This window comes from Tenuibacillus multivorans, assembly GCF_900103915.1.
Classification (GTDB): Bacteria; Bacillota; Bacilli; order Bacillales; family Alkalibacillaceae; genus Tenuibacillus; species Tenuibacillus multivorans.
The window spans coordinates 439,198-451,383 of the sequence record NZ_FNIG01000001.1 but is presented as its reverse complement, the minus strand read 5'-3'; the positions used below and the strand labels follow the sequence as shown (position 1 = coordinate 451,383).

The following is a 12,186-nucleotide window of genomic DNA, read 5'->3' as shown; positions in this document are numbered from 1 at the left end:
TCATTCACCTCTCTTCCTCGTGGTTAGTTCGGTTTGATGAAACAAATAATCTATGATAATGACCAAATAAGGTGTCATTAAACCAATAATCACGGCAATCATGTCGAATATTTCCGGGTAGCGAATCGTTATGACGGCTGCCAAAGCAGCTGTAGCTAGTCTTGTTAACATTCCGAGGGTACGTTTTTTCTCATCACGGTCGACAATGCCTTGTCCAATTCGATTAATTTTGACCTGTAAAAACCACAAATTAAACGCACTGATCCCAGCACCTAATATCATGCCGGAGAAGAATGTTTGATAGTCTGTAAATCCCCAACCCAAAACCAGGATTGCTAGAAGATAGAACATCCATTTTAATTGGCGCCTCATCATGTATGAATAGTCGCTCATGTCACTCGTCTCCTAGAAACTTTTTAACCAACACAATCATACCATACACGCCTGAAGCCAAACCAATTAACAGACCTATAATTAGAAATAGCGGGGAAGTTTCAAAGTATTGATCTAGCCATCTACCTAAAAGTATGCCGACAATCGTCGACCCGGATAAATAACTCAAAATACTCGTTGTGATTGCGATACCTCGAAGTGGATATTTATTCAGAATCACCACTCCATTCCATTTTGTAGGTGGAAAACAAAAGCTTTCCGAACTAGCAGGAATTTTGCTCAAAAATGAACAAGTAGATTTTATAATTCTTGGGTAAAATGTTAGAAAAATTTCTTCATCAAAAACTCTTATAAACATCTACCCACACTAAATTAGATTACAATACGAGTATATTAAAGTCAATTGTAAAATCATAGAATTTGAAACAACTTTGTGACAGATATCACATTTTATTTGGAAACGGTTACATTAGCCTTTTATGTCAGGCAAAAAGATTTCTTTTTCTTCGGTAAATGTTTCACCATTTTGTTCAATTTCAAAGATCGCTTTAAATTGTCCAGTCGGTAAATTCTCGAATTCAAATTCGCGTTCAAACTGACCTGATTTGATATCTGAAGCTGTGAAAAACTCGGTAAAAGTTAAGTATTTTTCATCAACTAACGTGACGTTCAGCTGATCAATTTTTTCCGGCACGTAAAATCTTAAGGTCAAATGCTCTTGTTGAAAAGGGGAAACATCCAATTCTAGACCGGTAATTCTTGGATAGTCGGTTGTTTCATTTACAAATAAGTAAGGTAGATGTTTGGTGTCATGGTTGAATTCGACCTCAATAAAACCTTCATGTGTGCCTTGTTTTAGGCGGTCAGTCGTAATGGATGCGCCGACTTCAAAGGTACGTTTCGTTTGTGGTGAAAGCGTCGTGCTTAAAGGTAAATCCCAAACGATTCCGGATTGTCGTTTTGGTATATCCCAACGAATCGTGACCGGCTTCGTATCATGGTTCGTGATCGTAATCGATTGTTTAACCCTGCTTAGTGTATCGTTTACTTTGCCGAAATTTAGCCGGCTGTGGTTAATCGTGTATTGAGAGGTTAACGCCTCTTTCGTATCGACAAATCCTGTCCCTTGCTCAGAGGGTGGAACATCTTTTTCGTCATTTTCAAAAGGATCTGATGATGAGAGCAGGCGTGCTTTAAGCTGCTCAGGCGTATCGTGCGGATAAGCTTCTTTTAATAACGCTACGACACCTGTAATATAAGGTGCCGCCATACTCGTGCCCTGAAGTGACGCATACCCGTCTGGTACGGTGCTGACGATATCAACACCTGGCGCTAATATATCGGGTTTAATATTCCAAGATGATGCGACAGGGCCGCGTGAGCTAAAAGGGGCTAATTCATTTTTAACGGTTTGGTATGTGGTTTCCACCCACTCATCACCTTTTGTCAGTTGTTCTGCTTCCTTTTGCGTCACATAAGCAACTGGGAATGACGCTTCTGTAAACTGCCATTTGTTTGGGTCGTCTTCTGGGGGATTGTAAATAAGCACAGCCGTCGCCCCCTTTTCCTTTAATTGCTGAATTAGCTGGCCATATGGGGTGTCCCCTTTTTCGATTAACACAATACGGTCGTGAATGGATGACTCAAGCTCTTCGATTGATGGTGGTGCTATGATTGGTAAATCCTTTTTAAACGTCCATTGTTTTGACATTGGAAGTTGACGCACCTCGATTGGGAGCGAATATTTTGTCTGGATGGTCGCCATCTTTTGTTCTGTAATGGCTGCCCCTACAGAAATGGCTTTCTCAGACGTGGCAGGGGAACCGACCGTCCACTCTTCGGGACCACTATTTCCGTTTGCGACGATTACCGTTTTCCCCAGTTCTACCGCACGCGTCACCGCTCGTGTCATCGGATCATCAGGGCTATTAATGTCATTACCGAGCGATAAATTAATAATATCCATACCATCATCGACTGCCTGTTCAAGTCCGGCGATGACCTGCGCTGTCGTTCCCGAACCACCCGGACCTAACGCGCGATAAGCATAAATTTCCGCATTGGGGGCGACACCTTGCATCGTGCCGTTCCCACCAATAATTCCCGCCACATGCGTGCCATGCATCGTCGGTAGACCTTCATGGGCTGTCGTTTCCATCGGGTCGTCGTCATGTTCAACGACGTCAAACCCGCCCGCATAATTTTGATCCAAGTCAGGGTGATGGTAATCAATCCCTGTATCAATCACACCCACCTTGATACCCTCGCCCGTAAATGGAATCCCGTTCGGATGATAACGAGCGTCTTCAGGGTGGAGTTTTTGCTGTTCATCATTATTTTTAGAGTTAGGAACAGAATACGTTCGAACCGGATTAACCTTTTTAATAAACTGCTCGTCGTGAAGCTTCTCAACGCGACGCTGCTCTCCTGTTACAGCCAAGGCCTGCATAAGTGTGTCGTAAACATACTCGACCTCAAGGAGCGGATAGTAAGCCTTGATGTATTGCTCAATCTCATGCGGGTCGCGATCAACTTCCACGATCCACGTCGTATCTTCGGCTTGGAGCTTGGTTGTTGGTATAAGCATGAGTAAGATGATTAGCGTTATGATCTTCCGCATATGTATGGCACCTCTTCTGTTGGATTTTGTAGGCTTAGTGTATGGAAAAATACGGTTATCATGCTTGTTTGGATGGATTCTTTGTGAGTTTAGGCGCTTTGAAGGGTGCTGTACCACCATTGATGAGAGTTATTTGCCCACTGAGGCGTGCTGTAACCCATTGACGAGAGGTTTTTGCCCATTGAAGGGGGCTGTTTCCCCATTGATGAGAGCTTTTTGCCCAATGAAGGAGGCTGTTTCCCCATTGATGAGAGGTTTTTGCCCATTAAGGCGTTATAATTCCCCGTTGATGAGAGGTCTTTGCCCATTAAGGCGTTATAATTCCCCGTTGATGAGAGGTCTTTGCCCATTGAAGGGGGCTGTTTCCCCATTGATGAGACATTTTTGCCCAATGAAGGAGGCGAACTCGGGCACTTAGCTCGCTGTCTCAAGGCACTATAAATTGAAAAATCCCGCCGGGGCGGGATTTTACCTTATCTAAATTCATCTGGCTTGTCAGGTGAGGCATCAAAATAAAAGCGAATCGCATCTGCAATGCGGCGTGATGCTTGACCGTCACCATATGGATTGTATGCGTGTGCCATTTTTTCATGTTCACTAGCATTTGATAATAACAGATCAGCCATTTTGAAAATATTTTCTTCATCAGTTCCGGCTAGTTTCAAGGTACCAGCTTCAATGCCTTCAGGACGTTCAGTTGTATCGCGCAGCACTAATACCGGGACACCGAGTGATGGTGCTTCCTCCTGTACGCCACCCGAATCGGTTAAAATGAGATGCGCGTTGGCAGCGAAGTTATGGAAATCAATGACTTCTAGTGGTTCAATCAATTGAATCCGCTCATGATCACCGAGCCACTTTTTCGCCGTATCCTGAACAACCGGGTTCAAGTGTACAGGATATACAACTTCGACATCCTCATGCGCATCGGCAATTCGGCGTATCGCACGGAACATTTGGTCCATGTTTTGACCTAAATTTTCACGGCGGTGCGCTGTTACTAATACTAAGCGCTTCCCTTCAGCTTTCTGTAAAACTTTATGCGAATAATCCTTGGAAACCGTTGTTTGCAAGGCATCAATCGCTGTGTTTCCTGTAACAAAGATGTTTTCTTCAGCTTTGTTTTCTTGCAGTAAATTATCTTTAGACTGCGTGGTCGGACTAAAGTGTAAATCCGTAACGACACCTGTTGCCTGACGGTTTATCTCCTCTGGAAACGGGGAGTATTTATTCCAAGTACGGAGCCCAGCTTCCACATGGCCGACTGGAATTTCGTTATAAAATGCTGCCAGACTTGCCGCAAAGGTCGTTGTCGTATCACCATGCACGAGCACCATATCTGGCTTGGCTTCTTTCATGACGTCATCCAAGCCTTCAAGCGCACGCGTTGTAATTTGTGCCAAGGACTGCTTTTTCTTCATAATATCTAAGTCATAATCAGGTTTAATCGCAAAAATGTTTAACACTTGATCGAGCATTTCTCGGTGCTGTGCGGTTACCGTTACGATCGGCTCGAATTCATCCGAACGCTTTTGTAATTCGAGAACAAGTGGCGCCATTTTAATCGCCTCAGGTCTTGTCCCGAAAATCGTCATCACTTTAAGTTTTCGCAAACCTTTCACCTCTAGCTCTCGTTATTTCGTCCCAAACAGACGGTCACCAGCATCCCCTAGGCCTGGAATGATGTAGCCTTTTTCATTCAGCTTTTCATCCAATCCAGCGACATAAATGTTAATATCAGGATGCGCCTCTTTAACCGCTTCAACGCCTTCAGGTGCTGCGATGAGACACATTAAGCTGATTTGTTTTCCGCCACGTTTTTTCAAGGCGTGAATGGCTTCAATCGCCGATCCACCTGTTGCTAACATTGGATCAGTCACAATCAATTCCCGATCATTAATATCAGATGGCAGCTTGATATAATATTCGACGGGTTTTAGTGTTTCTGGATCACGGTACAAGCCAACATGTCCAATTTTGGCAGCTGGAACGAGCTTCACAATGCCGTCGACCATGCCTAAACCTGCGCGTAAAATTGGGATTACGCCAAGCTTTTTACCTGCTAAAACCTTAGATTTCGCGGTTGCGACCGGTGTTTCAACTTCTACTTCCTCTAACGGAAGCTCACGCGTAATTTCAAACATCATTAGCGTCGCGACTTCATCGACGAGTTCACGAAACGCTTTTGTACCTGTGTTTTTATCACGAATAATCGTTAGTTTGTGTTGAATTAAAGGATGATCAAAAATATATACTTTTCCCACGAGCCAATCTCTCCTTTATTAAATATCTATTGAATTGTAGCGAAATATCAGCCATGATGCAACAGAAATTGAAGTTTTGTTGACGAATTGAAATATTATTTTCCCCAAACACCAAGAATTTTTTCTCAATCCGTCTAAACGACATGAAAAAAGTAGCGGGAAATCCGCTACTTTTATTGATACATCGGGAATTGATCCGTTAACTTCTTCACGCGTGCTTTGGCTTCTTCAAGTTTTGCCTCATCTTCATGGTTTTTAAGCGTAAATGCGATAATTGAAGCTACTTCATCCATCTCCTCAGCACCGAAATCACGTGTCGTTACCGCTGCAGTTCCAAGTCGAATACCACTTGTCACAAATGGACTTTCTGGATCAAATGGAATTGTATTTTTATTTGTTGTAACGCCAACTTCATCTAGGGCTTTTTCAGCCACTTTACCTGTTAAGTTAAGGGGACGAAGGTCGAGTAATAATAGGTGGTTGTCAGTGCCACCTGATACGAGGCGAACGCCTTCATTGGTAAGAGCTTCCCCTAAACGTTTCGCGTTGTCGATGATATGTTGTGCATAGTCTTTAAATGATGGGTCTAAGGCTTCTTTAAATGCCACACCTTTAGCGGCAATCACGTGCATCAGTGGTCCACCTTGCATGCCAGGGAATACGTTTTTATCAATTTTCTTCGCGAATTCTTCGCCACATAAAATCATGCCACCACGTGGGCCGCGTAATGTTTTATGAGTCGTTGTCGTTACGAAATGTGCATGAGGCACTGGGTTTTGGTGAAGTCCTGCTGCGACAAGGCCTGCGATGTGCGCCATATCAACCATTAAGTAAGCCCCTACTTCGTCTGCGATGTCACGGAACTTTTTAAAATCGATTTGTCGCGGGTATGCTGAAGCACCTGCCACGATTAATTTTGGTTGAACTTCCTTCGCTTTTTCTAAAACTTGATCGTAGTCAATCTGTTCGGATTCTTCATCGACACCGTAGTCAACAACGTTATATAGCTTTCCACTAAAGTTCACTGGACTACCGTGCGTCAGGTGTCCACCGTGGTTTAAGTTCATGCCAAGAATCGTATCACCAGGCTCTAATGCCGTAAAATAAACCGCCATGTTCGCTTGTGCCCCAGAATGTGCTTGAACATTTGCGTGCTCTGCGCCAAACAGTTTTTTCGCGCGATCACGAGCTAAATTCTCTGCGATATCAACGTACTCACAGCCACCATAATAACGACGGCCAGGATAGCCTTCAGCATACTTGTTCGTTAAAACAGAACCAGCTGCTTCCATCACCGCTTCTGATACGAAGTTTTCTGATGCAATCAGTTCAATTTTGTCATGCTGACGACCTTTTTCCTTATTAATCGCTTCTAGCATTTCAGCGTCTACCTGGTGCAGTTGATTTGATAGATGAGTCATAGAGAAAGCCTCCTTATGTCAATTTAATAGATTTTCTTCCGTCCGGAACTACTTCCGGTAAATCGCACGCTCGCCACCGATTAATTTTGGTCTCGTATAGGCAAACGTCGCATGTGCGTGCCCGAGGGAGTTTTGCTTGAATCGGAGTGGGACCGCGACTTTTTTCAAATGCATGCCGATGAATGTATCGCCGAGATCCATGCCGTAATCTGCTTGAATCTCCTCAACTAAAACCGGGTCTTCCATGTGCTCAAAGGCGTACGTCGCCATCGAGCCACCCGCTTTAGGATGGGGTACGGCGCTCACTTCATCCAGACGCATGTTTTCTTGAACACGGCGCTCAATAACTAACGCGCGATTAAGATGTTCACAGCACTGGAAGGCAAACGCTACGCCTGTCTCCTTTTGAAACGCTTCCAACTCCGCATAAATGGTTGCGGCAATCTCCGTGCTTCCGGAAGTTCCAATGTGCTCCCCCGCAGTTTCACTTGTCGAGCATCCGATCACCAACACGCCATTTGGCTTGACGATGTTTTGCTCTTTCCATTGATTCATTATAACATGAATTTCGCGTTGAATCTGCCCAATATCCAAAACAATCCCTCCCTTTGAATATGTAAAAATAGGGGCTGGGACAAAGTGTTTTTATCAACCCGCTACGGAAATATACTACGCTAAATCTTAGTATAGTTCATCTTTATCCCAGCCCTCTGTTATTTAATTTTCTTCGTAAGCCATGATTTTGTTAACACGATTTTCGTGACGTCCGCCTTCAAATTCGGATTCTAAAAAAGCCTTGACAATTTCTCGTGCAAGACCAGGTCCGATGACACGCTCACCCATCGCAATGACATTCGCATCATTATGCTGACGCGTCATTTTGGCGCTAAAGACATCATGAACTAACGCACAACGAACCCCTTTAACTTTATTCGCAGTCATGGACATCCCGATCCCGGTTCCACACACTAATATGCCAAAATCAAATTCGCCATTGGCCACACGTTCAGCCGCTGGAATTCCGTAATCTGGGTAATCGACTGAGCCTTCACAATCACAACCAATATCTTCATATTGGATCTTCATTTCATCAAGTAAGGAAGCAATCTCCTTACGAATGTTCACACCACCATGGTCTGATGATAATACGACTTTCATGAAATACCTCCTACGAATCAATGAGACGATTAATATAAATTTCAATTTCCTCAAGTGTTTGTTTATAAGTATCATTCGACAAGCCGATTGGATCGGCAATGTCAGGATTTAAATCCTCGTCAGTTTCTTGTCTCGTGTACTCTTTTAAGGTAAAAACTTTTTCTTTGTATGTTGGATAATCCATTTCTAGGTTTAACTTGTGATGCGATGTCATCGTCAAAACAACATCAGCCCATTCCACTAGTTCATCTGTTATGGGCTGGGACATATGATCACAAGGTATCCCCTTTTCAGCTAATGCTTCAACTGCTTTAGCATTCGCCGCCTGGCCATGTCCCGCCATTATGCCAGCGGATTGAACTTCAAGATCTTCTCGTTTATGTTTAAGCATCGCTTCCGCCATTGGACTGCGACACGTATTACCTGTACAAACAAAAAGTATACGCTTCAATCCCGAACCCTCCTCATAGTCTGTTCAATTGAACTATATCATAAGTTGTGGATTTGTTGTTAGGTTTTTTATTCTAAACTAAGAAAAGGGATTGCCCTATTTGCAACCCCTACTCTTATTCATTATATAACCATTTGCACGCCAAGAACAATGAGAACGATGCCTCCGAGTGCTTCAGAGTATTGACCGAATAGCATTTTTCCTTGCTTCGCTAACATGATGCCAAGTGTCGCCATGATCATACTCATAAGACCAAACATCATAATGATAGCCGCCTGGTTGAGCCCAAACATGCCTAGGCTTAAACCAACGGAAAAGCTATCTAGACTTACGGTAAAAGCTAAAACGACAAACCCTGTCAGCTTCATATGCCTCACCATGTCTTTTTGTAAAAGGGTGGCGACAATCATTTGCGCCCCAATCATAATGAGGATCCACCCTCCAATGAGTTGCGCAATGATCCCAAGCTTATGCGATAACAAGTGCCCCAGCGTTACACCTGCAAGTGGCATAAGTACATGGAAGGCTCCAACTAATAAGATAAACGCTGCTATTATCCTAAGACGGATACGCATTAAGCCGACGGATAAACTGACGGAAAAGGCATCCATACCGACAGCAATTGCTAATAATAATATAGGAATGATACTTTCATAAAATAAAGTCACAATCGTTCCTCCTATGCCATGGACATGCTAGTTCAATCTATGCATGTCCCAAACAAAATAGAAGGCAATCGTGACTTTTTTAACCATTGTTCTATTTATAGTCGCTTGCGGCGCGCTCTAAGCGGTTCATGAGTGCTTCACCAATTCCCTTTTTCGGAAACCCCTCAGCTAGTACGAGATCAACGTCTTTTTTATCGACTTGACGTAGTGCATCATAAAGCTGACTCGTCAGTTCCGCTAAATTATAGCGCGAGCCGAGGATTAACGCATCTTTTGCTTTAAGCTCGTCCGCTCGCTCTTGGCTTACTAAAAATTGTACCTTTTGACCATTATTTGTAGCCTCTTGGGCCAGCTGCCGCATTCGTCCGGCACCACCCTGCACAATCCATATCGGCGTATCCGGCGCATAGTGTTGATACTTCATTCCCGGTGAGCGTGGCGACTCATCTTTTTTGACAACAGAGGGTGCTACATCCACTGGGCCGATGACCGACTCAAGATCCTGTCGTGTCACACCACCCGGACGTAGAATGATCGGTGTGCAGTGTGAGCAGTCGATGACGGTAGATTCCACGCCAACGCCAGTCCGACCACCATCAACAAGGCCATCTATCCGGCCATTTAAATCATGATAAACATGCTCAGCAGTCGTCGGGCTTGGCTTACCAGAACGATTCGCGCTCGGAGCGGCAATCGGACGCTCACATGCCTTTAGCAATGCTAGAGCATGAGAGTGATCCGGCATTCGCATCCCAATGGTATCAAGCCCTGCCGTCACGTTTTCAGCCAAGGTTTCGTTTGACGGCATAATAATTGTCAGTGGCCCGGGCCAGAAAGCATCGATTAATTGTTCAGCTTTTGTTGGTATATGACGTACATATTTTTTTAAAACATCACGCGAACCAATATGCACAATCAACGGGTTATCCGAGGGTCGACCTTTTGCTTTAAATATATGTGAAACAGCCTCTTGATTTGTCGCATCTGCCCCGAGTCCGTATACGGTTTCAGTCGGGAAAGCGACCGTTTTGCCTAATTGTAAGTAGTGAGCCGCTTCTTGTATAGATGGATCCTCTATGAGGTTTTCTTGTGGATTAATTTCCCAAACCTTTGTTTCTTTTGTTGCCATACGTGAACTCCTCTTTTTTATGAATATCAGTGCAATCATTATTATATCACGTATGGCTGGAAAGATTGATCATAACTCCTTCATAAACCAATCAACACCGCTTGGGTTTTGCATAGGCACTTCGTAAGCTGGCTTAAAGCGATTCATTTCAAGAAGTGGCGCCGTATTCTCATCTTGAACATGAACGTATAATTCGTTATAGTTTTGTTCCATCGCTTTTTCTGCCACCCAATCAAACGCTAAAATCAAGATCGCGGGGTTCGTCTGTTCGCGCATGACTAAGCGTCTTAACCAGACTTTGCTTTCATTAATCGGATATAAAACGAAAAATCCGAGCTGCTTTCCATCTAATTCTAAGAAATATCCGTGCTCCTTCACCCATGGTTCTTCAAATAATTCTTCCTTATCCCTCTCTTGTTTAAAAAACTCATCGTATTCGTTCGGCGTTTGTTCTTTTACTGGTGTAATTGAAATCATCATCCCACTCTCCTCAAATCTAGTTTTTCTATGAACTTATGAGCGAAACTTTTAAATTATGATAAGTTTAATAGAAAAAGTTTTGGCAAAAAAATAAAACCCGCACCGTTTTAAATGCGGGCTTCTTCCTATATATTAAAAATTTTTTTAATCCATTCCCATAAGAAAAACTTCACTTCAACGTCGTCCTCATCCTCTTTTTCTTCTTCTGAATCGTTATCTTCATCTGATTCCTCGTCATGCTCCAGGACGGTTGCGCCATTGGCAAAGTCGACAAAGCATAACGGCGGAAAGAGTACGCACCACCAGTTGTCGCCTTGACCTTCCCCAATAGTGATTAAAATCGCTTCATATGTTCCGGCAGGATAGACATAGTTATCATAAATTTTATCTGGAAATTCAACATCCCCAAACTCGACTGAGAACGATTGACCATTCACTGTATCAGCGACAATCGCTTCAATTTGATTCATGTTTTGGTTAATCACGTGACGAGCTTGTTCAATCGACGTTAGGTCCTCGACCCATTCCGTAATTTCAGCGTTGACTCGGTCGCGAACCTCACGTTTAATCGCCTGATCCTCATCACTGTTCGAATTCGCTAAAATCCTTAGTCGAATCGCTTCATCTGGAATGACCTGATAACCTTCACTTGGCTCGGCTGCGGTTTGCATATAAAAAACTTGTATAACAATAATAAGTCCAATTCCAATCATTATATATCGCATGACTATCAACCTCTCTCGTATTCTAGTAATCCCTTAAGGTTTAAAAACATTATGAACAAGATTGATAGATTTTATACATCAAAAAAAATATTATTTTGTATTGCCTTTTAAGCGAGGAATGGTATGATAGATTTTAAAAACTATTGGGGGGAGCACGATGTTTGTTCATACGATTGACGAAGAGCTAAGTTTACGACTCATTGACAACGGAGATGCGGAGGAAATTTTTCAGTTAACAGATAACTCACGCGATCATTTACGAGTGTGGCTTTCCTGGGTTGATGGGACGAAGGAAGTCTCAGATACGAAAGGTTTTATAGATTTTTCTAAAAAACTATATGCTAATAGTACAGGCATGACCGCCGTTATTTTATATCATGGAGACATTGCCGGTTTAATTAGTTTTAATAAGCTGGATTGGCAAAACAAGATTGCACATATCGGTTACTGGTTGGCACAGGAGTTTACCGGAAAAGGGATCATGACCCGTGCGGCACGAGCGATGACGGATTATGCGTTTAGTGGCCTTAACATGCACAAGGCTGAAATTCGGGCAGCGGAGAATAATGCCGGAAGTCGTGCTGTTCCGAAGCGATTAGGTTTTGTTGAAGAAGGGCGTATTCGTAGCGCTGAGTGGTTGTATGATCGGTATGTCGATCATATCGTTTATGGGATGCTGAATGATGAGTGGGGGAAATAGATGTAAAATTTTGAGTAGCCAACAGCGCAGCGGACGTGCGTGAATGCCCGTTAAAAGGGGATGATTCTCCAATGTGAGCGGCTGAATACCCAATCAAGTGACGTGAGTGCCCATTGCGATGCTATGAGTCCCCAGTGGAAAGGGTTAATTCCCCAACGGAAGCGGCTTTTTCCCCAT

The 12,186-nt window shown here is 43.4% G+C and carries 14 protein-coding genes; 1 reads left to right on the top strand and 13 read right to left on the bottom strand.

The annotated features are described in order from the left end of the window. The 13 genes from BLP77_RS02300 to spoIIR form a co-directional block, all read right to left on the bottom strand. Window positions 1-393, bottom strand: coding sequence for an ATP synthase subunit I (locus BLP77_RS02300; RefSeq protein ID WP_093855480.1), 393 nt, complete (start codon window positions 391-393; stop codon window positions 1-3). Window position 394: 1 nt separating this feature from the next. After that, window positions 395-613: an AtpZ/AtpI family protein gene (locus BLP77_RS15975; protein WP_307723634.1), complete on the bottom strand. Its 219-nt coding sequence runs from the start codon at window positions 611-613 to the stop codon at window positions 395-397. Window positions 614-862: 249 nt separating this feature from the next. Beyond that, complete coding sequence (locus BLP77_RS02290) at window positions 863-3,013, bottom strand: S8 family serine peptidase (protein WP_176752932.1); 2,151 nt, start codon at window positions 3,011-3,013, stop codon at window positions 863-865. A gap of 473 nt (window positions 3,014-3,486) precedes the next feature. Further along, window positions 3,487-4,608 (bottom strand): non-hydrolyzing UDP-N-acetylglucosamine 2-epimerase, encoded by a 1,122-nt coding sequence (gene wecB, locus BLP77_RS02285; RefSeq protein WP_093855567.1) that lies wholly within the window; start codon window positions 4,606-4,608, stop codon window positions 3,487-3,489. A gap of 39 nt (window positions 4,609-4,647) precedes the next feature. Beyond that, window positions 4,648-5,277: a uracil phosphoribosyltransferase gene (upp, locus tag BLP77_RS02280; protein ID WP_093855477.1), complete on the bottom strand. Its 630-nt coding sequence runs from the start codon at window positions 5,275-5,277 to the stop codon at window positions 4,648-4,650. A gap of 173 nt (window positions 5,278-5,450) precedes the next feature. Beyond that, entirely contained in the window at window positions 5,451-6,698 is a 1,248-nt protein-coding gene (locus BLP77_RS02275; RefSeq protein ID WP_093855476.1) for a serine hydroxymethyltransferase, read from the bottom strand. Window positions 6,699-6,746: 48 nt separating this feature from the next. Next, window positions 6,747-7,292 (bottom strand): TIGR01440 family protein, encoded by a 546-nt coding sequence (locus tag BLP77_RS02270; RefSeq protein WP_093855475.1) that lies wholly within the window; start codon window positions 7,290-7,292, stop codon window positions 6,747-6,749. Window positions 7,293-7,415: 123 nt separating this feature from the next. Next, complete coding sequence (gene rpiB / locus BLP77_RS02265) at window positions 7,416-7,856, bottom strand: ribose 5-phosphate isomerase B (RefSeq protein WP_093855474.1); 441 nt, start codon at window positions 7,854-7,856, stop codon at window positions 7,416-7,418. Between the two features lie 10 nt (window positions 7,857-7,866). Further along, a complete protein-coding gene (locus BLP77_RS02260; protein ID WP_093855473.1) occupies window positions 7,867-8,307 on the bottom strand; it encodes a low molecular weight protein arginine phosphatase in 441 nt (146 codons plus the stop codon). 122 nt (window positions 8,308-8,429) lie between these two features. Then, a complete protein-coding gene (locus tag BLP77_RS02255; protein WP_093855472.1) occupies window positions 8,430-8,975 on the bottom strand; it encodes a manganese efflux pump MntP in 546 nt (181 codons plus the stop codon). A 91-nt stretch (window positions 8,976-9,066) separates the two neighbouring features. After that, window positions 9,067-10,104: an L-threonylcarbamoyladenylate synthase gene (locus BLP77_RS02250; protein ID WP_093855471.1), complete on the bottom strand. Its 1,038-nt coding sequence runs from the start codon at window positions 10,102-10,104 to the stop codon at window positions 9,067-9,069. A 69-nt stretch (window positions 10,105-10,173) separates the two neighbouring features. Continuing rightward, window positions 10,174-10,581, bottom strand: a complete 408-nt coding sequence (locus BLP77_RS02245) for a hypothetical protein (RefSeq protein WP_093855470.1) — start codon at window positions 10,579-10,581, stop codon at window positions 10,174-10,176. A 128-nt stretch (window positions 10,582-10,709) separates the two neighbouring features. Continuing rightward, the gene (gene spoIIR, locus BLP77_RS02240; protein WP_093855469.1) at window positions 10,710-11,309 is read right to left on the bottom strand and encodes a stage II sporulation protein R; all 600 of its coding nucleotides are present in this window, start codon (window positions 11,307-11,309) and stop codon (window positions 10,710-10,712) included. Between the two features lie 157 nt (window positions 11,310-11,466). Here spoIIR and BLP77_RS02235 point away from each other — a divergent pair, with 157 nt between their 5' ends. Beyond that, window positions 11,467-12,009 carry a GNAT family N-acetyltransferase gene (locus BLP77_RS02235; RefSeq protein WP_093855468.1) on the top strand — a complete coding sequence of 181 codons (543 nt, stop codon included), beginning with the start codon at window positions 11,467-11,469 and terminating at the stop codon, window positions 12,007-12,009. The last annotated feature ends 177 nt before the right edge of the window (window positions 12,010-12,186 follow it).

Excerpts from the sequence above, each read along its gene's own strand:
- wecB (WP_093855567.1), bottom strand. The coding sequence starts at position 4,608 with ATGACGATTTTCGGGACAAGACCTGAGGCGATTAAAATGGCGCCACTT.
- BLP77_RS02300 (WP_093855480.1), bottom strand. The coding sequence starts at position 393 with ATGAGCGACTATTCATACATGATGAGGCGCCAATTAAAATGGATGTTC.
- spoIIR (WP_093855469.1), bottom strand. The coding sequence starts at position 11,309 with ATGCGATATATAATGATTGGAATTGGACTTATTATTGTTATACAAGTT.
- BLP77_RS02245 (WP_093855470.1), bottom strand. The coding sequence starts at position 10,581 with ATGATTTCAATTACACCAGTAAAAGAACAAACGCCGAACGAATACGAT.
- rpiB (WP_093855474.1), bottom strand. The coding sequence starts at position 7,856 with ATGAAAGTCGTATTATCATCAGACCATGGTGGTGTGAACATTCGTAAG.
- BLP77_RS02235 (WP_093855468.1), top strand. The coding sequence starts at position 11,467 with ATGTTTGTTCATACGATTGACGAAGAGCTAAGTTTACGACTCATTGAC.
- BLP77_RS02275 (WP_093855476.1), bottom strand. The coding sequence starts at position 6,698 with ATGACTCATCTATCAAATCAACTGCACCAGGTAGACGCTGAAATGCTA.
- BLP77_RS02290 (WP_176752932.1), bottom strand. The coding sequence starts at position 3,013 with ATGCGGAAGATCATAACGCTAATCATCTTACTCATGCTTATACCAACA.
- BLP77_RS02250 (WP_093855471.1), bottom strand. The coding sequence starts at position 10,104 with ATGGCAACAAAAGAAACAAAGGTTTGGGAAATTAATCCACAAGAAAAC.